Here is a 20,324-nt window from a genome sequence, read left to right as displayed (position 1 = left end):
CGATCATGTCTCGTTCCGAAACGCTGTTTGCCAATGCCCAGAAACACATTCCCGGTGGCGTGAACTCGCCGGTTCGCGCGTTCAAGAGCGTCGGCGGCACGCCACTGTTCTTCAAGCACGCCGAAGGCGCCTACGTCACCGACGAAGACGACAAGCGCTATGTGGATTACGTCGGTTCCTGGGGCCCGATGATTCTCGGCCACAGCCACCCGGACGTGCTGGACGCCGTGCGCAAACAGCTTGAGCACGGCCTGTCCTACGGCGCCCCGACCGAGATGGAAACGCAGATGGCCGACCTGGTCTGCTCCCTCGTGCCGTCGATGGAAATGGTGCGCATGGTCAGCTCCGGCACCGAAGCGACCATGAGCGCCATTCGCCTGGCCCGTGGCTTCACCGGCCGCGACAGCATCATCAAGTTCGAAGGCTGCTACCACGGCCACTCCGACAGCCTGCTGGTCAAGGCCGGTTCCGGTGCACTGACCCAAGGCGTACCGAGCTCGGCCGGTGTACCGGCGGCATTCGCCAAACACACCCTGACCCTGCCGTTCAACGACATCGACGCGGTAGAAACCATGCTCGCCGAAGTCGGCCAGGACGTGGCCTGCATCATCGTCGAGCCAGTTGCCGGCAACATGAACTGCGTGCCGCCGGCACCGGGTTTCCTCGAAGGCCTGCGGACCCTGTGCGACAAGCACGGCGTGGTGCTGATTTTCGACGAAGTGATGACCGGTTTCCGTGTCGCCCTCGGCGGTGCCCAGGCGTACTACGGCGTGACGCCGGACCTGACCACCTTCGGCAAGATCATCGGTGGCGGCATGCCGGTTGGCTGCTTCGGCGGCAAGCGCGAAATCATGCAGCGCATCGCCCCGCTGGGCCCGGTGTACCAGGCCGGTACGCTGTCCGGTAACCCGCTGGCGATGGCCGCCGGCCTGACCACCCTGCGTCTGATCAGCCGCCCGGGCTTCCACGCCGAGCTGACCGACTACACCACTCGCCTGCTCGACGGCCTGCAACAGCGCGCCGATGCGGCCGGCATTCCGTTCGTGACCACCCAGGCCGGCGGCATGTTCGGCCTGTACTTCAGCGGTGCCGACAACATCGTCACCTTCGATGACGTCATGGCCAGCGACGCAGCCCTGTTCGGCCGCTTCTTCCACCTGATGCTCGAAGGTGGCGTGTATCTGGCACCGAGCGCATTCGAAGCCGGTTTCACTTCGATCGCCCACGGCGAAGCTGAACTGAAGCTGACCCTGGACGCCGCCGAGCGCGCCTTCGCGGCCTTGAAGTAACGTTCAAATGCTGACGCTGGCCCTTGCCAGCGTCAGCTTTCGCCTACGCTCCCACGATTTTTCCTACTCATCTGCTAATAATCCCCCGCAAAGTGGGCGATAAATTTCCCGTGCAGCAGAAAAACGAGTAAAGACTTTGTAAGGTTGGCCCTGCTTATTTCATAATGCGCGCTTATTGGATCCCTCGATGGGTCCGCGCGCCCTTCAGAGGTAAGTCGATTCCCATGAACCGCACCGGCCGCACCCTTGCACTGGGCTGCCTGTTGCTTCTTCAGCCCCTGCTCGCGCACGCACAAGCAGGCGGCAACTCGTTGTTAATCCCAGCGATGGGTCGCTGCACCCTCAATACCCAGCCGCAAGACCTGGAACAGGCGCTCGCCGCCTGCCAGAAAGCGTCGGAAGAAGGGGATGCGCAAGCGCAATACGAGTTGGGTGAGTTCTACTACGAAGGCAAAAACACGCCGCGCGACCTCAATCAAGCCCTGAGCTATTTCGAAAAAGCCTCGCTGCAAGGCCACGCCCAGGCACAATTCAAACTCGGCACCATGTTCTTCCACGGCGAAGGCGTGCCGGCCAATAACGTTCAGGCGTACATCCTGCTGAAAATGGCGGCGGTCAACGGCGCCGAAGAGGCCCTGGACACCGCCGACGAAGTCACCGAAAAGATGCCCCGCGAAGAACTGGAGCTTGCTACCCAGGTGCTCGGGCAAATTTTCCGTAAATACCTGATGGAATTGCAGAGCGCCGATGGGCGTACGCCGTTCGCGCCACTGCCCTGACTTCCGTGTTGTTCTGACTGCCCCAATCGCGAGCAAGCTCGCTCCCACATCCGACTGCATTCCCATGTGAGAACTCGGCCAACTGTGGGAGCGAGCTTGCTCGCGATTGGGGGCGACCCGGTCTTGAGCCCTACTTCTCGGGCATCGGCATCGGAAACGGCATGACATTGCCGACCGCGCCACGGGCTTCGCTGATTTTCGGTGTTCCCATTCGCTCGACTTCATCGATACGCACGATCGAATGCATCGGCACAAAACTGCGCACTACGCCTTCGAACTGAGCCTTGAGCTTTTCTTCGCTCGGATCGACGACCACTTGCGTGCGCTCGCCAAAGACGAACTCTTCCACTTCCAGAAAGCCCCACAGATCACTTTGATAGATCTGCTTGGCGTACATTTCGAACACCTGGCCCTGGTTGAGGAAAATCACCTTGTAGATTGGAGCTTCACGTTTGGTCATGGTGGGCGAAACACATCGGGGGATAAAAATGAGGGCGCGAACTATAGCATAGCCATCGGACGCGCAGCGGTAGGAACCTGGGTACATGTTCCCTATAATGCGCGGTTCTTTGAATCACGTGATGACTCTATTCCATGGCCAAGAAGCTTTACATCGAAACCCACGGTTGCCAGATGAACGAGTACGACAGCTCGCGCATGGTCGATCTGCTGGGCGAACATCAGGCCCTGGAAGTCACCGCTCGCGCTGAAGACGCCGACGTGATCCTGCTCAACACCTGCTCGATTCGTGAACGTGCCCAGGATCGTGTCTACTCCCAGCTCGGCCGCTGGCGCGAACTGAAGCTGGCCAACCCGGACATGGTGATCGCCGTCGGCGGTTGCGTGGCCAGCCAGGAAGGCGCGGCCATTCGCGATCGCGCACCGTACGTCGACGTTGTCTTCGGCCCGCAGACCCTGCACCGCCTGCCGGAAATGATCGACGCCGCGCGCATCAGCAAGCTGCCGCAAGTCGACGTCTCGTTCCCGGAAATCGAAAAGTTCGACCACTTGCCCGAGCCCCGCATCGACGGCCCGAGCGCTTACGTGTCGGTGATGGAAGGTTGCAGCAAGTACTGCACGTTCTGCGTGGTGCCCTACACCCGCGGTGAAGAGGTCAGCCGGCCGTTCGACGACGTGATTGCCGAGATCATTCACCTGGCCGAAAACGGCGTGCGGGAAGTGACGCTGCTGGGGCAGAACGTCAACGGCTATCGCGGCCTCACCCATGACGGGCGCCTGGCCGACCTGGCCGAGCTGATCCGCGTGGTCGCCGCGGTCGATGGCATCGACCGCATCCGCTACACCACGTCGCACCCGCTGGAGTTCTCCGACAGCCTGATCCAGGCCCACGCCGACGTGCCGGAGCTGGTCAAGCACCTGCACTTGCCGGTGCAATCGGGCTCGGACCGCATTCTCGCGGCGATGAAACGCAACCACACCGCGCTTGAATACAAATCCAAACTGCGCAAACTGCGCGCCGCCGTGCCGGGAATCTGCATCAGCTCGGACTTCATCGTCGGCTTCCCCGGCGAGACCGAGAAAGACTTCGAGCAAACCATGAAGCTGATTACCGACGTCGGCTTCGACTTTTCCTACTCGTTCGTCTACAGCCAGCGCCCGGGCACACCGGCCGCCGATCTGGCCGACGACACGCCGGAAGAGCTGAAGAAAGAACGCCTGAATGCCCTGCAGCATCGCTTGAACCAGCAAGGTTTCGAGATCAGCCGACAAATGGTCGGCTCGATCCAGCGAATCCTGGTGACCGATTACTCGAAAAAGGACCCGGGCGAGCTCCAAGGCCGCACCGAGAATAATCGTATCGTCAACTTCCGCTGCGACAATCCGACCCTGATCGGCCAGTTCGCGGACGTGCACATCGATGCCGCGCAGCCGCACTCGCTGCGGGGCTCGCTGATCCAGTAACACTGCATTCCACTGTGGGAGCGAGCTTTTGTGGCGAGGGGGCTTGCCCCCGCTGGATCGCGAAGCGGTCCCAAGATTTTGCGACTGCTTCGCAGTCGAACGGGGGCAAGCCCCCTCGCCACAGTTTAAGTGCCAAATTCCTGCATCTTATTTAAGAGCTTTCGCACCCACGCCACTGGCGCTATCCTTGAACTCATCACCATTGCCCCAGGGCGGCTAAATACGACCTTGAACGCACCCATAGAACCACATCGTTTCATCCTCGAGCCTTTTGAAGCTCGCCGCTTCGCCAATCTGTGCGGGCAATTCGACGAGCATTTGCGCTTGATCGAACAGCGCCTGACCATCGAGATCCGCAATCGCGGAAACCAGTTCGAGCTGATCGGCGAACCCAAACACACCACCTCCGCGGAAAACCTCCTGCGCCGCCTGTACCGGGAAACCAAGGGTACCGAGCTGTCGCCGGACATGGTGCACCTGTTCCTGCAGGAATCGGCCGTCGAGCAGCTGGACAACCACTCCCCCGCCGAACCGTCCGTCGCCCTGCGCACCAAGAAAGGCATGATTCGGCCACGCGGCTTGAATCAGCTGCGCTACGTGAAGGAAATCCTCGGCAACGACATCAACTTCGGCATCGGCCCGGCCGGTACCGGCAAGACCTACCTGGCTGTCGCCTGCGCGGTGGATGCACTGGAGCGCGAGCAGATTCGCCGCATCCTGCTGGTTCGTCCGGCGGTCGAAGCGGGCGAAAAACTCGGCTTCCTGCCCGGCGACCTGTCGCAAAAAATCGACCCGTACCTGCGCCCGCTCTACGACGCGCTCTACGAAATGCTCGGCTTCGAATACGTCGCCAAGCTGATCGAGCGCCAGGTGATCGAAGTCGCGCCGCTGGCCTATATGCGCGGCCGCACGCTGAACAACAGCTTCATCATTCTCGACGAAAGCCAGAACACCACGGTCGAGCAAATGAAGATGTTCCTGACCCGGATCGGCTTCGGCTCCACCGCCGTCATCACCGGGGACATTACCCAGGTCGACCTGCCACGCGGCACCAAGTCCGGCCTGCACCACGTGATTGAAGTGCTCAAGGATGTGCCGGGGATCAGCTTCACCCACTTCCAGCCCAAGGACGTCGTGCGCCATCCACTGGTACAGCGCATCGTCGAAGCCTACGAGCGCTTCGAAACCAAAGCGGCCGATGATGCCGCCGCCAAGGATAGCCGCCGCGATGCTTGAGCTTGACCTGCAAATCGCTACCGAAGCCTGCGCCCCCAGCGAGGCCGAGTTCCGCCAGTGGTGCGAACTGGCCCTGCGCCAGCGCACCGCCGACTCGGAGATGACCATTCGTCTGGTCGACGAAGCCGAAGGACGCGAGCTGAACCACACCTGGCGGCAAAAGGACTACGCAACTAACGTCTTGTCATTCCCGGCCGACGTGCCGGATGAGTTCCTCGACATCCCGCTGCTGGGCGATCTGGTGATCTGCGTGGCCGTGGTCGAGCGCGAAGCCGCTGAACAGGGCAAGGAGCTCAAGGCCCATTGGGCGCATCTGGTGATTCACGGTTGCTTGCATCTGCTTGGTTACGACCATATTGATGACGAAGAAGCCGAAGAAATGGAAGCACTGGAACGAACGTTGCTTGCAGAACTGGGCTTTCCCGATCCGTACGCGGACGACGAAACCGACGCATTCCCTACCGAAACAACAAAGGATTCAGAGTAATCGCTATGAGCGAAGATCGATCGAGCAACGGGCAGAAGTCATGGCTGGGTAAACTCACCCAGGCTTTTGCCCACGAGCCGAAAAACCGCCAGGAGCTGCTGGAGCTGCTGCGCGATGCACACCAGAACAAACTGCTGGACAGTGAAGCGCTGGCCATCGTCGAAGGCGCCATCCAGGTGGCTGACTTGCAGGTCCGGGACATCATGGTCCCGCGCTCGCAGATGGTCAGCATCAAGGCGACCCAGACACCGCGCGAGTTCCTGCCTGCCGTGGTCGACTCGGCCCACTCCCGCTACCCGGTGATCGGCGAAAGCCATGATGACGTGATGGGCGTGTTGCTGGCCAAGGACTTGCTGCCGTTGATCCTCAGGGAGAACGGCGACAGCTTCAACATCAAGGACCTCCTGCGCCCAGCCACCTTCGTGCCGGAGTCCAAGCGCCTTAACGTGCTGCTGCGCGAGTTTCGCGCCAACCACAACCACATGGCCATCGTCATTGACGAGTACGGCGGCGTGGCAGGCCTGGTGACCATCGAAGACGTGCTGGAACAGATCGTCGGCGACATCGAAGACGAACACGACGTCGAAGAAGACAGCTACATCAAGCCGCTGCCCAGCGGTGATTTCCTGATCAAGGCCCTGACACCGATCGAGAACTTCAACGAATTTTTCGACAGCGAGTTCTCCGACGACGAATTCGACACCGTTGGCGGCCTGGTGATGAGCGCGTTCGGGCATTTGCCAAAACGCAACGAAATCACTGAAATCGGCCCGTACCGCTTCCGCATCCTGAACGCCGACAGCCGTCGGATTCACTTGCTTCGCCTGACGCCCATTGCTCGCTAAGGATTGAAATGCGCTGGACAACCCGCCCCGGCTGGCCCGGTAACCTGCTGGCCGTGGCGGCCGGTGCAATCACCACACTGGCCCTGGCGCCGTTCGATATCTGGCCCCTGGCACTGCTCGCCGTCGGCCTGTTCTATGCCGGCCTGCGCGAGCTGAGCCCACGTCAGGCACTAGGGCGCGGCTGGTGTTTCGGTTTCGGCCTGTTCGGTGCCGGCACCAGCTGGATCTACTACAGCATTCACCACTTCGGCGGCGCGTCGGTATTGCTGGCCGGTTTCCTGATGCTGCTCTTCACGGCGGCAATTGCCTGGTTCTTTGCCCTGCCCGCCTGGATATGGGCGCGCTGGCTACGCCGAAATGAAGCGCCGCTGGCCGACGCCCTGGCCTTCGCAGCGCTGTGGGTCGGCCAGGAAGCCTTCCGCGGCTGGTTCCTGACAGGCTTCCCGTGGCTGTATTCCGGGTACAGCCAGCTCGATGGCCCACTGGCCGGGCTCGCGCCTATCGGCGGGATGTGGCTGATTTCCTTTACCTTGGCCCTGACAGCTGCGTTGATCTACAACGGCATGCGCCTGGTTCGCACGGGGCGCAAAGGCTTCATCGCTGCCGGTGTTTTGCTGCTGGTCGGCCCGTGGCTGGCCGGCATCGCGCTCAAGCACCACGCCTGGACCAGCCCGTCGGGCCCGCCACTGAGCGTCGCCGCCATTCAGGGCAACATCGAACAAAGCATGAAGTGGGACCCGACGCAGCTCAACGCGCAACTGGCGCTGTATCGCGACATGAGTTTCAGCTCCAGGCGAGTCGACCTTCTCATCTGGCCGGAAACGGCGATCCCGGTGCTCAAGGAGTCCGCCGAGGGCTACCTGAACATGATGGGCAGCTTCGCGGCCGAGCGTAAATCGGCGCTGATTACCGGCGTCCCGGTCCGCATGGAGGTCCGCCACGAGAAGCGCTTCTTCAATGGCATCACCGTTGTCGGCGAAGGCGACGGCACCTACCTCAAGCAAAAACTGGTGCCGTTTGGTGAATATGTTCCGCTGGAGGATCTGTTGCGCGGGCTGATCGCCTTCTTCGATCTGCCGATGTCGGACTTTGCCCGCGGACCATCTGACCAGCCGCTGCTGCAAGCCAAGGGTTATCAGATCGCGCCGTACATCTGTTATGAGGTGGTGTACCCGGAATTCGCCGCCAGCCTCGCCGCCCGCAGCGACCTGTTGCTGACCATCAGCAACGACACCTGGTTCGGCACCTCCATCGGTCCGCTGCAACACCTGCAGATGGCGCAGATGCGTGCGCTGGAGGCCGGCCGCTGGATGATCCGCGCCACCAACAACGGCGTGTCCGGCCTGATCAACCCGTTCGGTCAGATTACCGATCAGATCCCGCAGTTCGAACGCGGCATCCTGTATGGCGAAGTGGTGCCGATGCACAACCTCACGCCGTACCTGGAATGGCGTTCGTGGCCATTGCTCATTCTCTGCGTGTTGTTGTTTGGCTGGGCGCTGGTTGCCAGTCGGATGGCTAAAACCGTTTAAAAGCTTCGCGAGCAAGCCCGCTCCCACATTTGATCGGCGTCGTACACAAATACAGAGACCGACTTAAATCCAGTGTGGGAGCGGGCTTGCTCGCGAAGGCGGCATCACAGGCACCTCATCAATCAGCACCGACATCACCTCAGTAGAACATCGAATAACCGATCTGCCCCACCGCCTCGTTCATCAACTGCCCGTTCTGCCAGATCGCCTTGAACTCCGGCATCCAGCCTCCCAGTGGCCGCGCATTGTCGCCGCTCAGAAACCCTACCGGCGCCGGCACCACCTCAAACCCGGCCTTGCGGAAACTCCAGACCGCTCGTGGCATATGCCCGGCATGAGTCACGAGCACCACACGTTTGATGCCCTGTGGCAGCAACACCTGGGCGCTGAACTGCGCATTTTCCCAGGTCGTGCGGCTGCGCCCTTCCTGCCAGCGCACGGTCACGCCAAAATCGTCGCGCAAGGAGTCAGCCATCATCTGCGCTTCGCTTGGCGGAGTGCCGTAATGCAAGCCGCCGCTGGTCAGTACCGGCAAGCCGGAAGCCTTGGTCAGTCGCGCGGCAAAGCGCTGGCGCTCCAGGCCTACACCCGTGGGCTGGTCGGCCCCCCAGGCCACGTCACCGCGCTCGCGTCCGGAACCAAGGACGACGATGGCGTCCGCGCGCTGCCCCAGCACTGCCCATTCGTCGCGGGCCAGCGGTGGCTCGCGCTCGAGCAGGCTGGCACTCCACTGCACCACCACCGGCAGGCTCATCAGCCAAAGACCACCCAGCCCCAGTGCAAAGCACACACCGGCGAGCCTTGGCCTTGAGCGGCGCAACCACCAGGCAAGCAAAAGCAGCAGCAATAGAATGCCGGGGGGCAAAAGAAGTTGTTTTACAAAGTAACGAAAAGGCATCGAGCATCTCCTGGAGATGCCCGAAGCCTAAGTGGGTTAGCGCAATGCGACAATCAATACAGAAGAACTATGCTTCAAAAAACAATTGAGCACGGCTCTGCGTCTTATTTGAACTGCAAAGACCGGACCTTTACCGCGTCTCTGCCGGGAACCTTGTCCTTGAGCCAGATGATCTTGGCCGAACGTGGTGCGTCGAGTTGCTTTATCGCCTCTGACAAGCATCCGTGCGTCTCACGCTCACTGCGATCCAGATACGCCTTGATCAATGCAAACTCTGCGGAGCTCAGGCCACGCAGTTCCAGTTCCAGAGGGCGTACGTCGCGCAACCGGCCAGCAGTTCTTGCCGCTTCCAAGGCCAGGGCCAAACGATCGATCAGCCTTTCGTACAGCTCCGGTTTTGTAGCTTTTTGCTGTGACTCAACCATCCCTCACCTCATTGGAAGATAAGACCTACTCCCCAGTTAGAGCTTAGCTTCCATGAACAAACCGGCTGAGCGCCGCGACCAACGGCCCTCGCGGCGGTTTTGCGGGACGCGCGGCAGCAATCAGGGTTTCCCTCGGTAGAGCGCGGTCATGTATGCTACGGCGCTTCCTGTAACTCCACTTCCAGCTCGGCTGGACATCGAAAACGCCAATGCGGCGTGTTCACCGTCCAGCGTTGCATTGAAGAGGATTAGGCCACCCCTATTCAGTTCAAAAGTAGCCATGCACGAACAATATCAGCCCCGTGAAATCGAAGCCGCCGCCCAGTCGTTCTGGGACGAGCAAAAGTCCTTTGAAGTCAGTGAACAGCCAGGCAAGGAGACTTACTACTGCCTGTCGATGTTCCCTTACCCCAGCGGCAAGCTACACATGGGGCACGTGCGCAACTACACCATCGGCGACGTGATCTCCCGCTACCAGCGCATGCAAGGCAAGAACGTTCTGCAACCCATGGGTTGGGACGCCTTCGGCATGCCGGCGGAAAACGCCGCGATGAAGAACAACGTAGCGCCCGCCAAGTGGACCTACGAAAACATTGCCTACATGAAATCCCAGCTGCGCAGCCTGGGCCTGGCGGTGGACTGGTCCCGTGAAGTGACCACCTGCAAGCCCGATTACTACCGCTGGGAACAATGGCTGTTCACCCGCCTGTTCGAAAAAGGCGTGATCTACAAAAAAAGCGGCACCGTGAACTGGGACCCGGTCGACCAGACCGTCCTGGCCAACGAACAGGTGATCGACGGTCGCGGCTGGCGTTCCGGCGCGCTGATCGAAAAGCGCGAAATCCCGATGTACTACTTCAAGATCACCGCCTACGCGGATGAACTGCTGGAGAGCCTGGACGAACTGACTGGCTGGCCTGAACAGGTCAAGACCATGCAGCGCAACTGGATCGGCAAGTCCCGCGGCATGGAAGTGCAGTTCCCGTACAACGTCGATTCCATCGGCGAAGCGGGCGCGCTGAAAGTCTTCACCACCCGTCCGGACACCCTGATGGGCGCGACCTACGTCGCCGTCGCCGCCGAGCACCACCTGGCTACCCTGGCCGCACAGAACAACCCTGAGCTGCAAGCGTTCATCGCTGAATGCAAGGGCGGCAGCGTTGCGGAAGCCGACGTTGCGACTCAAGAGAAAAAAGGCCTGCCGACCGGCCTGTTCGTTGAGCACCCACTGACCGGTGAAAAGCTACCGGTATGGGTCGCCAACTACGTGCTGATGCATTACGGCGACGGCGCGGTCATGGCTGTTCCTGCCCACGACGAGCGCGATTTCGAATTCGCCCACAAATACAACCTGCCGGTCAAATCCGTGGTGCGCACCAGCTCCGGTGACAGCAACCCGGCGCCATGGCAAGACGCCTACGGCGAGTACGGCACGCTGATCAATTCCGGCGAGTTCGACGACCTGGACTTCGCGGGCGCCTTCGACGCTATCGAAGTCGCGCTGATCAAGAAAGAACTGGGCGCCTCGCGTACCCAGTTCCGTCTGCGCGACTGGGGCATCAGCCGCCAGCGCTACTGGGGCTGCCCGATCCCGATCATCCACTGCGGCACCTGCGGTGACGTGCCGGTACCGGAAGATCAACTGCCTGTCGTGCTGCCGGAAGACGTCGTACCCGATGGCGCCGGTTCGCCACTGGCGCGCATGCCCGAGTTCTACGAGTGCAGCTGCCCTAAATGCGGCCAGCCTGCCAAGCGTGAAACCGACACCATGGACACCTTCGTCGAGTCCTCGTGGTACTACGCCCGCTACGCCTCGCCGCACTTTGAAGGCGGCCTGGTGGAAAAATCGGCGGCCGACCACTGGCTGCCGGTGGATCAGTACATCGGCGGTATCGAACACGCGATTCTTCACCTGCTCTATGCGCGCTTCTTCCACAAGCTGATGCGCGACGAAGGCCTGGTGAGCTCCAACGAGCCGTTCAAGAACCTGCTGACCCAGGGCATGGTGATCGCCGAGACTTACTATCGCCGCGAAGCCAATGGCGCTTACACCTGGTTCAACCCGGCGGACGTCGAGCTTGAGCGTGACAGCAAGGCCAAGGTCATCAGCGCCAAGTTGAAAGCAGACGGCTTGCCGGTGGAAATCGGTGGCACCGAGAAGATGGCCAAGTCGAAGAACAACGGCGTCGACCCACAGTCGATGATCGACCAGTTCGGCGCAGACACCTGCCGCCTGTTCATGATGTTCGCCTCGCCACCTGACATGAGCGCGGAATGGTCCGACTCCGGCGTCGAAGGTTCGCACCGTTTCCTCAAGCGCGTCTGGCGCCTGGCTCAAGCCCACGTCACTCAGGGCCTGCCGGGCAAACTGGACGTCGCCAGCCTGAATGACGAGCAGAAAGCCGTTCGTCGCTCGATCCACCTGGCCATCAAGCAGGCCAGCCAGGACGTCGGCCAGAACCACAAGTTCAACACCGCCATCGCTCAGGTGATGACGCTGATGAACGTACTGGAAAAAGCCGCACAAGCCACCGACCAGGATCGCGCACTGATTCACGAAGGCCTGGAAACCGTGACTCTGTTGCTGGCTCCGATCACGCCGCACATCAGCCACGAGCTGTGGAATCAACTGGGTCACGCCAATCCTGTGATCGACGCCGGTTGGCCGGTGGTGGATGACAGTGCGTTGGTACAGGACAGCCTGCAACTGGTGATTCAGGTCAACGGCAAGCTGCGTGGCCACATCGAAATGCCGGCCAGCGCCAGCCGTGAAGAAGTCGAAGCCGCCGCCCGTGCCAACGAGAACGTGCTGCGCTTCGTCGACGGTCTGACCATTCGTAAAGTGATCGTAGTGCCCGGGAAACTGGTCAATATCGTCGCCAGCTAATTGGATCAGGCGCCAGGTGAGCCTGGCGCCGAGTAAAACCTTTCGGGCCGCTTGATCGGCCCACATGGTTTCAAGGGGAGCAACAAGATGATCAAACGCAATCTGCTGGTGATGGGCCTCGCGGTTCTGCTGAGCGCCTGCGGTTTCCAGCTGCGCGGCACCGGCACCAATGAACTGGCGATCAAGGAACTCGACCTGAGCGCCCGTAACGCTTATGGCCCAACCGTTACCCAGTTGCGTCAGGTACTGATTGGCAGCGGCGTCAAGGTCTATACCGGCGCTCCTTACAAGCTGGTACTGACCAATGAACAGGAAAGCCAGCGCATCCTCACCTACGCAGGTGCCGGTCGTGCCGGCGAGTACCAGGTCAGCACCGTGTTGAGCTACGACATCCGTGGTCGCGGCGATCTGCCCCTGTTGAGCGACAAGCTTGAAGTGCAGAAGATCTATATGCACGACGGCAACAACTTGGTGGGCTCTGACCAAGAAGCTGAAACTGCCCGGACAGAAGGCCGCCGGGAGTTGGTTCAACGCATGATGCTGCGCCTGGAACAACTGAGCCCCACCCAACTGGACCAGTTGCAGCAGACTGCCGAAGCCAAGGCCAAGGCTGATGCCGCGGCGCTGGAAGCGGCAAAGAAGGCTGAAGCGGAAACCCCGCGTCAGTCGCCTGTCGAACTGCCACAGCAGTAAGACTTACGGGGCGCCTGTGCGCCCCGTTCGCCCTCTCTTATGAAGCTCGCCCCCGCCCAACTCGCCAAACACCTGCAAGGCGCCCTTGCGCCGGTCTATATCATCAGCGGCGATGACCCGTTGTTGTGCCAGGAGGCGGCCGATGCTGTTCGCACTGCCGCCCGCCAGCAGGGATTCGATGAGCGCCAGGTGTTTGCCGCCGACGCCAGTTTCGACTGGGGGACGCTGCTGCAAGCCGGTGCCAGCATGTCGCTGTTCGCCGAAAAGCGCCTGCTGGAACTGCGCCTGCCGTCCGGCAAACCCGGCGACAAGGGCGCTGCCGCGCTGATCGAGTACTGCTCGCGCCCGGCCGACGACACCGTGCTGCTGATCAGCTTGCCGAAACTCGATGGCAGCGCACAGAAAACCAAGTGGGGCAAGGCGCTGGTCGAAGGACAACAGACCCAGTTCGTGCAGATCTGGCCGGTCGATGTCGCCCAACTGCCAAGCTGGATCCGCCAACGTTTGTCCCAGGCCGGGCTTTCCGCCAGCCAGGACGCCGTTGAGCTGATCGCGGCACGGGTCGAGGGCAACTTGCTGGCCGCCGCCCAGGAAATCGAAAAGCTCAAACTGATGGCCGAAGGGGGTCAGATCACCGTTGAAACCGTGCAGGCTGCGGTGGCCGACAGTGCGCGCTTCGACGTCTTTGGCCTGACCGATGCGGTTCTCAATGGTGAAGCAGCCCATGCCTTGCGCATGCTCGAAGGGTTGCGCGGCGAAGGCGTCGAGCCGCCGGTGATTCTCTGGGCCCTGGCCCGAGAGTTGCGCCTGCTGGCCAATATTTCGCTGCAATACAGTCAGGGCACGCCACTGGACAAGGCTTTCAGCCAGGCCAAACCTCCGGTCTGGGACAAACGAAAACCCTTGATGAACAAAGCCCTGCAACGCTACTCGGCGCAACGCTGGGCGCAATTGCTGCTCGAAGCACAGCGCATCGACGCGCAGATCAAGGGCCAGGCGGCCGGTTCGCCGTGGATGAGCCTGAGCCGGCTGACGTTGTTGATGGCCGGGCAACGCTTAACCCTACCCGCTGAATAACACCACCCCCTGTAGGAGCGAGCTTGCTCGCGATGGTCGTTAACGATAACGCAGACTTTCTGATTTAACGCAGCGCCCTCAAGTGCTTCGCGAGCAAGCTCGCTCCTACAAAGAACGGCGCTTTTTCCGACAGCCACCGGGACTAGACAGCCCCTTAACTTCGGCCGATGATTTGCCCCGCAAAAACCACTCACTTGCGAGGCACCATCATGAGCAAAAAGCCATCAAAGCATGGCCCCAACAAGGCCAAATCCATCATCGCCCAGCCATTGTTCCGCAGCCGCCAGGAACGCCCCACCAAGGGCAAAGGCAGCTACCGCCGCGAAGCCTTCCAGTCTGACAGCTGGGAGGCTTCTTACTTTCTGGCTGCGTAAAGCAGAACCCCCCTTCAACATGTTAAGGTCTGTACCTGATTCGTATTCCCTGGACCCGTGCATGCCTTTTTGTCTTCCCCATCGTTGGCACTTACGCCAATTGATCGCTGCCTCCAGCCTTGTTTTGCTTGTCGCCTGTGCGGAAAAACCGACCGCAGCCGACGCTCAGCCGCTTCAGACACTTCCTGTCGCTACCGCCCCGGCGGTTGTTCCGCCGGTGGTTCCGACGGGTGAGAACCTCGACATCCAGCCTACCCAGACATTTGCCGAATGGCAGGCGGGTTTCCGCAAGGATGCCCTGGCCGCCGGTATCCGCGCCGATCTGTTTGATCGCGCTTTCGCCAATGTCAGCTTCGACCCCAGTGTGATTCGTGCCGATCGCAGCCAACCGGAATTCGCAAAACCGGTGTGGGAATACCTCGATGGCGCGTTGTCGCCGCTGCGGGTACGTAAAGGCCAGTCACTGATCGACCAGTACGCCGACATCCTGCAAGGCATCGAGCAGCGTTATGGCGTTGATCGTCAGGCGCTGGTGGCCGTGTGGGGCATGGAAAGCAATTTTGGCCAGTTCCAGGGCAGCAAGTCGGTGATCAACTCGCTGGCGACCCTGGCCTACGAAGGCCGCCGTCCCGGCTTCGCCCACGCGCAATTGATCGCGGCCCTGCAAATCCTGCAACAAGGCGACATCGAACCCGAAAAGATGCTCGGTTCCTGGGCCGGCGCCATGGGCCAGACCCAGTTCATCCCGACCACCTACAACACCCACGCCGTCGATTTCGACGGCGACGGCCGTCGCGATATCTGGAGCAGTTCGGCTGATGCCCTGGCCTCGACCGCGCATTACCTGCAAAGCTCCGGCTGGCAGAGAGGTCAGCCGTGGGGCTTTGAAGTCCAGCTGCCGAGCGGCTTCAACTACGTACTGGCCGATGGCACGATTCGCAAGAGTGTTGCCGAGTGGCGCCAACTGGGCGTTACGCTGCCCAACGGTGGCCAGGTCCCGGCAGGCTCGGAGCAACTGTCTGCGGCACTGCTATTGCCGGCTGGCTACCGCGGCCCGGCGTTCCTTGTGCTCGACAACTTTCGTGCGATTCTCAAGTACAACAATTCGTCGTCCTATGCCCTGGGGGTGAGCCTGTTGTCCGAACGCTTCAATGGCGCAGGCTTGATCAGCGGTACGTGGCCAAAGGATGACCTGCCTCTGAGCCGTACCGAGCGGATCGAGCTGCAAAGCCTATTGAGCGCGCAAAACTATGACGCCGGCACCGCCGACGGGATCATCGGCGCCAACACCCGCAAGGCTATCCGCAGCGCCCAACAGTCGTTTGGCTGGCCGGCAGATGGGTATCCGACGCACAAGTTGCTCGAAGGACTGCGTAACCGCTAAAAGCATCGCGGGCAAGCCCGCTCCCACAGGTTCAGGGGCGTTCACATGATTTGTGTACGACGCGAACACTGTGGGAGCGGGCTTGCCCGCGAAGACTGACTGACAGGCGATAAAAATCTAGCGCCTGGCCACCACATCCTGCTCCAGCATCAATTCCTTGTTTCCCGCATCCAGCCTGACCAGCGCCCCCATGGGTAACGTCAGGTTCGGGTCGCAATGGCCGCTGCGCCACCCGGACAGCACCGGAATCTTCAAAGGCTCGAAGATCTGCTTGAGCAACCTGTCCAGCGCCGCCACCTCAACCCCCGCCACATCCCCGACCAACACGCCGCGCAGCTTGTGCAACGTGCCTGCCAGCCGCAGATGGGTGAGCAACCGGTCGATGCGATAAAGCGGCTCGTTGATATCCTCGATCAACAGAATGACGCCCTCGGCGTCAATCTCGTAGGGCGTGCCCATGGTCGCGGCGATCATGGCCAGATTGCCACCGAGCAAGCGCCCGTGAGCCACGCCTGGCTCGATCGTGGTCAGCGGGTAGGCCACCGGATGCGCCAGCACTGTTCCCGCCCTCACCTTCCCTCGCAGCATGTTGAAGAACGAAGACTCGGTAGGTATTTGCTTCTCACCCAGCAGGTCGGCATTGAGCAACGGACCATGAAAGGTCACGAAGCCGGCATAACGACTGATCGCCAAATGCAGCGCAGTGATATCGCTGTAGCCGACGAACGGCTTGGCGTTGTCACGCAGCAAATCAAAATCGATGCGGTCGAGCAGCCGGGGCGTGCCATAACCACCGCGCAGGCAGATGATCGCATCCACCTCGCTGTCGGCGAACGCTGCATGCAGATCGTCGAGTCGCACCTCGTCACTGCCGGCCAGGTAGCCGTTTTTTTCGTAGACCCCGGGAAACACTTTCAGTGAATAACCCCGGGCACGCATCCATTGCACCGCCTTGTCGGTGTCCAGCGGCGCGGGACCGGCGGGTGCGATAACGCCGATCATGCCTTCCGACGGCAGTGCCGGGACGGGAGCATGAGGGCAAAGGGTGAGGGTCGGTCGAGCGGTCATCCGTGAATCTCCCTGCGTGAAAACATCAGCACACAGTAGTCAGGAACGGGGACAAACAGAAGAGGAACCGTTGCCCCGCAGGTTGCAGGAAAAGGCAGCCGTTGTCGTAGGCCAGGCAAAAAAACGCCCGCAAGGCTTTGAAACCTTGCGGGCGTTTTATGCTTCACAGTCGATCAGGACGACATCAGCTCGGCCTTGACCAGCTTCGCCTGCTCGTCGGCGTGGTACGAGGAGCGAACCAATGGACCGGAAGCGACGTTCTTGAAGCCCATCTTGTAACCTTCCTCGGCGAACCAGGCGAAGGTGTCCGGGTGCACGAAGCGCTGGACCGGCAAGTGGCTGCGGGACGGTTGCAGGTACTGGCCGAGGGTCAGCATGTCGATGTCGTGCTCGCGCATGCGCTTCATGACTTCGATGACTTCTTCGTCGGTCTCGCCCAGACCCAGCATCAGGCCGGACTTGGTCGGAATGTGCGGCATCATCTGCTTGAAGCGTTGCAGCAGGGTCAGCGACCACTGATAGTCCGAACCTGGGCGGGCAGCCTTGTACAGACGTGGCACGGTTTCCAGGTTGTGGTTGAACACATCCGGCGGCTCGGCGGCGGTGATTTCCAGCGCGATGTCCATGCGGCCACGGTAGTCCGGGACCAGGGTTTCGAGCTGCACGTTCGGCGACAGTTTGCGGATTTCGCGGATGCAGTCGGCAAAGTGCTGGGCACCGCCGTCACGCAGGTCGTCACGGTCCACCGAAGTGATCACCACGTACTTCAGGCGCAGGTCGGCGATGGCAATGGCCAGGCTTTCCGGCTCGTTGACGTCCAGCGGCTTCGGACGGCCGTGGCCGACGTCGCAGAACGGGCAACGACGGGTGCAGATGTCACCCATGATCATGAAGGTCGCGGTGCCGCCGGAGAAACACTCGCCCAGGTTCGGGCAGGAAGCTTCTTCGCACACGCTGTGCAGCTTGTGTTTGCGCAGCAGGGCCTTGATGCGGTCGACTTCCGGCGAAACCGGGATGCGAACGCGAATCCAGTCCGGCTTCTTCGGCAGTTCGGTGGTCGGAATGATCTTCACCGGGATGCGTGCAACCTTTTCGGCGCCGCGCAGCTTGACGCCGGCTTCAACCTTGGGACGCGGGGCCGGGCGCTCGGTGACATCAAGCGTCGGGATCATGGTTTGCACTGCATCAGTAGTCATATCAGTCGATTCCGCCCGTCAGGGTCGTCTGCTCAGCATAGTCGAGGTGTTTGACGAGCTGCGCGCGCAGCCGGGCACTTACCTCGGCAAATTCAATCGATCCTGCGTGATCGCTCAGCTGGGTCATCGCCAGCCCGGCGTAGCCGCAGGGATTAATCCGTCGAAACGGTTCCAGGTTCATGTCCACGTTCAAGGCCAGGCCATGAAAGGAACAACCGTGGCGGATCCGTAGACCCAGGGAGGCGATTTTCGCCCCGTCGACGTAGACACCCGGCGCATCGGGCTTGGCCACGGCGGTGACACCGTAACTGGCCAGCAGCTCGATCAGGCATTGCTCCATCCGGCTGACCAGATCGCGCACGCCAAACCCGAGCTTGCGCACGTCCAGCAGCAGATAAGCCACCAGTTGGCCGGGGCCGTGGTAGGTCACCTGACCACCACGGTCGACCTGCACCACCGGAATATCACCGGGAAGCAGCAGATGCTCGGCCTTGCCGGCCTGGCCCTGGGTGAACACCGCAGGGTGTTCGACCAGCCAGATCTCGTCGGCGGCATCGTTGCCGCGTTCGTTGGTGAAGCGTTGCATGGCATGCCAGACCGGCTCGTAAGCCATCTGGCCGAGTTCGCGAAAGCCCAGCACACCGGACATCACAGCACCATGTGCACGAAACCGGTTGCCCGCAGTTCGCTGTTGATGTTGTACAGCTGGTCCTGGTCGGTCGCCACGATGTGCAACTGAATGGTGGTGTATTTGCCGTTGCTGCTCTGGCGCTCATCAACACGCTCATCGTTGATCGTTGCATATTTGCGGACGATGTCGATGATTCTGTCCTTGTTGCCCACACCGGTGTCGCTGATCACCTTAACCGGGTAATCATTGGCAGGGAACTCGATCTTTGGCGCCTTTACTTCGGTATCGGTCATGGCGTAACGGCCTCGTAAGCGTAAGCCGTGGCGACGGGCATGGCTGCGCGCCAGATCAGCGCGGAGCCATGCAGGTGCACACTAAATTCAGTTGAACAAGCCGTAGAAGAATAGACGGATGCTATCCCACATGCGGCGGAAGATACCACCTTCCTCGACAGCGTCCAGAGCGATCAGATCGGCGCTGTGCACCACCTTGTCGTCCAGTTTCACTTCGACTTTACCGATCACGTCGCCCTTGGCGATTGGCGCGATCAGTTGCGGGTTCATGGTCATGCTGGCAGCGAGCTTTTTCAGCTGGCCTTTTGGCAGGGTCATGGTCAGGTCTTGCGCCAGGCCAGCCTTGATCTGGTTGGTGGAGCCTTTCCAGACTGGAGCCTGAGCCAGCTCGGTGCCCTTCTGATAGAAGGTCTGGGTTTCGAAGAAACGGAAACCGTAGGTCAGCAGCTTCTGGGTTTCGGCGGCACGGGCCACTTCGCTGTTGGTGCCGAAGACCACGGCGATCAGACGCATGCCATCACGTACGGCCGAAGACACCATGCAATAGCCGGCTTCGTCGGTGTGACCGGTTTTCAGGCCGTCGACGGTCTTGTCGCGCCACAGCAGCAGGTTGCGGTTCGGTTGCTTGATGCCGTTCCAGAAGAACTCTTTCTGCGAGTAGATCGCGTAGTGAGCCGGGTCTTCGTGGATGATCGCGCGAGCCAGTACGGCCATGTCGTGAGCCGACGAGTAGTGCTCAGGGTTCGGCAGACCGGTCGGGTTCATGAAGTGGCTGTTGGTCATGCCCAGGTCGCCAACGGTTTTGTTCATCATGTCGGCGAACGCGTCTTCGCTGCCGGCGATGTGCTCGGAGAGCGCAACGCTGGCGTCGTTGCCCGACTGGATGATGATGCCGTGCAACAGGTCGCTGACAGTCACCTGCGAGCCGACCTTGATGAACATCCGCGAACCGCCGGTACGCCAGGCGTTTTCGCTGACGGTCACCGGATCGTTTTCGCCGATCTGGCCACGACGGATTTCCAGAGTCGCGATGTACGCGGTCATCAGCTTGGTCAGGCTGGCCGGCGGCAGACGCTGGTCACCGTTGTTCTCGACCAGCACGTTGCCGCTGCTGGCATCCATGAGCACATAGGCCTTGGCGGCCAGTTGTGGTGGCGAAGGCATCATCTCGACCGCGAACGCGGCGGGTGAGAGAAGCAGCGGGACTAGCAGGAACAGGCGTTTGGCAAAGGTGGTGATGTTCATCCGTCTCTCGAAATCGCTAATGGAAACTTGCCCAAGGGCAAAACTAATCAAATGACTTTCTA

Annotated in this window: 20 protein-coding genes; 12 read left to right on the top strand and 8 right to left on the bottom strand. The window is 60.9% G+C overall.

Annotated features, from left to right (window positions below; translation table 11 throughout):
- Nucleotides 1-5: 5 nt before the first annotated feature.
- Together hemL and AC1Q6Y_RS13780 are read left to right on the top strand one after the other, a co-directional pair.
- On the top strand, nucleotides 6-1,289 hold the full coding sequence (hemL, locus tag AC1Q6Y_RS13785; RefSeq protein ID WP_046041700.1) for a glutamate-1-semialdehyde 2,1-aminomutase: 1,284 nt from the start codon (nucleotides 6-8) through the stop codon (nucleotides 1,287-1,289).
- Nucleotides 1,290-1,513: 224 nt separating this feature from the next.
- The gene (locus AC1Q6Y_RS13780; RefSeq protein ID WP_057713169.1) at nucleotides 1,514-2,068 is read left to right on the top strand and encodes a tetratricopeptide repeat protein; all 555 of its coding nucleotides are present in this window, start codon (nucleotides 1,514-1,516) and stop codon (nucleotides 2,066-2,068) included.
- A gap of 130 nt (nucleotides 2,069-2,198) precedes the next feature.
- Here the strand turns inward: AC1Q6Y_RS13780 and AC1Q6Y_RS13775 are convergent, their stop codons facing one another.
- Nucleotides 2,199-2,528: a DUF1820 family protein gene (locus AC1Q6Y_RS13775; RefSeq protein ID WP_008052403.1), complete on the bottom strand. Its 330-nt coding sequence runs from the start codon at nucleotides 2,526-2,528 to the stop codon at nucleotides 2,199-2,201.
- Between the two features lie 134 nt (nucleotides 2,529-2,662).
- On the opposite strand from AC1Q6Y_RS13775, the gene miaB reads away from it, so the two are divergent.
- From miaB to lnt, 5 genes are all read left to right on the top strand, one after another.
- Nucleotides 2,663-3,991, top strand: a complete 1,329-nt coding sequence (gene miaB, locus AC1Q6Y_RS13770; protein WP_492624690.1) for a tRNA (N6-isopentenyl adenosine(37)-C2)-methylthiotransferase MiaB — start codon at nucleotides 2,663-2,665, stop codon at nucleotides 3,989-3,991.
- A 228-nt stretch (nucleotides 3,992-4,219) separates the two neighbouring features.
- Nucleotides 4,220-5,227, top strand: coding sequence for a PhoH family protein (locus AC1Q6Y_RS13765; protein WP_008022966.1), 1,008 nt, complete (start codon nucleotides 4,220-4,222; stop codon nucleotides 5,225-5,227).
- Nucleotides 5,220-5,714: an rRNA maturation RNase YbeY gene (ybeY, locus tag AC1Q6Y_RS13760; protein WP_057713168.1), complete on the top strand. Its 495-nt coding sequence runs from the start codon at nucleotides 5,220-5,222 to the stop codon at nucleotides 5,712-5,714. Before AC1Q6Y_RS13765 ends, ybeY begins: the two co-directional genes overlap by 8 nt.
- Before the next feature lie 5 nt (nucleotides 5,715-5,719).
- Nucleotides 5,720-6,559, top strand: a complete 840-nt coding sequence (locus AC1Q6Y_RS13755) for a CorC family transporter (RefSeq protein WP_046028710.1) — start codon at nucleotides 5,720-5,722, stop codon at nucleotides 6,557-6,559.
- 8 nt (nucleotides 6,560-6,567) lie between these two features.
- On the top strand, nucleotides 6,568-8,091 hold the full coding sequence (gene lnt / locus AC1Q6Y_RS13750; RefSeq protein ID WP_223500185.1) for an apolipoprotein N-acyltransferase: 1,524 nt from the start codon (nucleotides 6,568-6,570) through the stop codon (nucleotides 8,089-8,091).
- 139 nt (nucleotides 8,092-8,230) lie between these two features.
- On the opposite strand, the gene AC1Q6Y_RS13745 is transcribed toward lnt, so the two are convergent.
- Both AC1Q6Y_RS13745 and AC1Q6Y_RS13740 read right to left on the bottom strand, forming a co-directional pair.
- The gene (locus tag AC1Q6Y_RS13745; protein ID WP_223500183.1) at nucleotides 8,231-8,989 is read right to left on the bottom strand and encodes a YdcF family protein; all 759 of its coding nucleotides are present in this window, start codon (nucleotides 8,987-8,989) and stop codon (nucleotides 8,231-8,233) included.
- Nucleotides 8,990-9,093: 104 nt separating this feature from the next.
- On the bottom strand, nucleotides 9,094-9,414 hold the full coding sequence (locus tag AC1Q6Y_RS13740) for a hypothetical protein (RefSeq protein WP_057713165.1): 321 nt from the start codon (nucleotides 9,412-9,414) through the stop codon (nucleotides 9,094-9,096).
- 280 nt (nucleotides 9,415-9,694) lie between these two features.
- Between AC1Q6Y_RS13740 and leuS the strand changes: the two genes are divergently transcribed.
- From leuS to AC1Q6Y_RS13715, 5 genes are all read left to right on the top strand, one after another.
- On the top strand, nucleotides 9,695-12,301 hold the full coding sequence (gene leuS / locus AC1Q6Y_RS13735) for a leucine--tRNA ligase (protein ID WP_492624689.1): 2,607 nt from the start codon (nucleotides 9,695-9,697) through the stop codon (nucleotides 12,299-12,301).
- An 87-nt stretch (nucleotides 12,302-12,388) separates the two neighbouring features.
- The gene (locus AC1Q6Y_RS13730) at nucleotides 12,389-12,994 is read left to right on the top strand and encodes an LPS-assembly lipoprotein LptE (protein WP_492587851.1); all 606 of its coding nucleotides are present in this window, start codon (nucleotides 12,389-12,391) and stop codon (nucleotides 12,992-12,994) included.
- Between the two features lie 39 nt (nucleotides 12,995-13,033).
- Entirely contained in the window at nucleotides 13,034-14,071 is a 1,038-nt protein-coding gene (gene holA / locus AC1Q6Y_RS13725) for a DNA polymerase III subunit delta (protein ID WP_407516290.1), read from the top strand.
- A gap of 209 nt (nucleotides 14,072-14,280) precedes the next feature.
- Nucleotides 14,281-14,445, top strand: a complete 165-nt coding sequence (gene arfA, locus AC1Q6Y_RS13720) for an alternative ribosome rescue factor ArfA (protein WP_003228536.1) — start codon at nucleotides 14,281-14,283, stop codon at nucleotides 14,443-14,445.
- 61 nt (nucleotides 14,446-14,506) lie between these two features.
- Nucleotides 14,507-15,829 carry a lytic murein transglycosylase gene (locus AC1Q6Y_RS13715; protein ID WP_090451593.1) on the top strand — a complete coding sequence of 441 codons (1,323 nt, stop codon included), beginning with the start codon at nucleotides 14,507-14,509 and terminating at the stop codon, nucleotides 15,827-15,829.
- Nucleotides 15,830-15,946: 117 nt separating this feature from the next.
- Here AC1Q6Y_RS13715 and AC1Q6Y_RS13710 read toward each other — a convergent pair whose 3' ends face one another.
- From AC1Q6Y_RS13710 to AC1Q6Y_RS13690, 5 genes are all read right to left on the bottom strand, one after another.
- Nucleotides 15,947-16,897, bottom strand: a complete 951-nt coding sequence (locus AC1Q6Y_RS13710) for a S66 peptidase family protein (RefSeq protein WP_057713161.1) — start codon at nucleotides 16,895-16,897, stop codon at nucleotides 15,947-15,949.
- A gap of 173 nt (nucleotides 16,898-17,070) precedes the next feature.
- A complete protein-coding gene (gene lipA / locus AC1Q6Y_RS13705) occupies nucleotides 17,071-18,069 on the bottom strand; it encodes a lipoyl synthase (RefSeq protein ID WP_162130289.1) in 999 nt (332 codons plus the stop codon).
- Between the two features lie 25 nt (nucleotides 18,070-18,094).
- A complete protein-coding gene (lipB, locus tag AC1Q6Y_RS13700) occupies nucleotides 18,095-18,742 on the bottom strand; it encodes a lipoyl(octanoyl) transferase LipB (RefSeq protein ID WP_046041686.1) in 648 nt (215 codons plus the stop codon).
- Nucleotides 18,742-19,017, bottom strand: a complete 276-nt coding sequence (locus tag AC1Q6Y_RS13695) for a DUF493 domain-containing protein (protein WP_008052383.1) — start codon at nucleotides 19,015-19,017, stop codon at nucleotides 18,742-18,744. Before AC1Q6Y_RS13695 ends, lipB begins: the two co-directional genes overlap by 1 nt.
- 87 nt (nucleotides 19,018-19,104) lie before the next feature.
- A complete protein-coding gene (locus AC1Q6Y_RS13690) occupies nucleotides 19,105-20,262 on the bottom strand; it encodes a D-alanyl-D-alanine carboxypeptidase family protein (protein ID WP_057713160.1) in 1,158 nt (385 codons plus the stop codon).
- Nucleotides 20,263-20,324 lie beyond the last annotated feature (62 nt).

The sequence above is a fragment of the Pseudomonas sp. GW823-FHT06E10 genome, from assembly GCF_058794995.1.
The sequence above is the reverse complement of the archived record's forward strand: the minus strand, read 5'-3'. Positions and strand labels throughout refer to the sequence as shown.

Bases quoted from the DNA above. Each gene is read 5' to 3' on its own strand.
- hemL (WP_046041700.1), top strand. From the start codon at position 6: ATGTCTCGTTCCGAAACGCTGTTTGCCAATGCCCAGAAACACATTCCC.
- AC1Q6Y_RS13780 (WP_057713169.1), top strand. From the start codon at position 1,514: ATGAACCGCACCGGCCGCACCCTTGCACTGGGCTGCCTGTTGCTTCTT.
- AC1Q6Y_RS13775 (WP_008052403.1), bottom strand. From the start codon at position 2,528: ATGACCAAACGTGAAGCTCCAATCTACAAGGTGATTTTCCTCAACCAG.
- miaB (WP_492624690.1), top strand. From the start codon at position 2,663: ATGGCCAAGAAGCTTTACATCGAAACCCACGGTTGCCAGATGAACGAG.
- ybeY (WP_057713168.1), top strand. From the start codon at position 5,220: ATGCTTGAGCTTGACCTGCAAATCGCTACCGAAGCCTGCGCCCCCAGC.
- AC1Q6Y_RS13755 (WP_046028710.1), top strand. From the start codon at position 5,720: ATGAGCGAAGATCGATCGAGCAACGGGCAGAAGTCATGGCTGGGTAAA.
- lnt (WP_223500185.1), top strand. From the start codon at position 6,568: ATGCGCTGGACAACCCGCCCCGGCTGGCCCGGTAACCTGCTGGCCGTG.
- AC1Q6Y_RS13745 (WP_223500183.1), bottom strand. From the start codon at position 8,989: ATGCCTTTTCGTTACTTTGTAAAACAACTTCTTTTGCCCCCCGGCATT.
- AC1Q6Y_RS13740 (WP_057713165.1), bottom strand. From the start codon at position 9,414: ATGGTTGAGTCACAGCAAAAAGCTACAAAACCGGAGCTGTACGAAAGG.
- leuS (WP_492624689.1), top strand. From the start codon at position 9,695: ATGCACGAACAATATCAGCCCCGTGAAATCGAAGCCGCCGCCCAGTCG.
- AC1Q6Y_RS13730 (WP_492587851.1), top strand. From the start codon at position 12,389: ATGATCAAACGCAATCTGCTGGTGATGGGCCTCGCGGTTCTGCTGAGC.
- holA (WP_407516290.1), top strand. From the start codon at position 13,034: ATGAAGCTCGCCCCCGCCCAACTCGCCAAACACCTGCAAGGCGCCCTT.
- arfA (WP_003228536.1), top strand. From the start codon at position 14,281: ATGAGCAAAAAGCCATCAAAGCATGGCCCCAACAAGGCCAAATCCATC.
- AC1Q6Y_RS13715 (WP_090451593.1), top strand. From the start codon at position 14,507: ATGCCTTTTTGTCTTCCCCATCGTTGGCACTTACGCCAATTGATCGCT.
- AC1Q6Y_RS13710 (WP_057713161.1), bottom strand. From the start codon at position 16,897: ATGACCGCTCGACCGACCCTCACCCTTTGCCCTCATGCTCCCGTCCCG.
- lipA (WP_162130289.1), bottom strand. From the start codon at position 18,069: ATGATCCCGACGCTTGATGTCACCGAGCGCCCGGCCCCGCGTCCCAAG.
- lipB (WP_046041686.1), bottom strand. From the start codon at position 18,742: ATGTCCGGTGTGCTGGGCTTTCGCGAACTCGGCCAGATGGCTTACGAG.
- AC1Q6Y_RS13695 (WP_008052383.1), bottom strand. From the start codon at position 19,017: ATGACCGATACCGAAGTAAAGGCGCCAAAGATCGAGTTCCCTGCCAAT.
- AC1Q6Y_RS13690 (WP_057713160.1), bottom strand. From the start codon at position 20,262: ATGAACATCACCACCTTTGCCAAACGCCTGTTCCTGCTAGTCCCGCTG.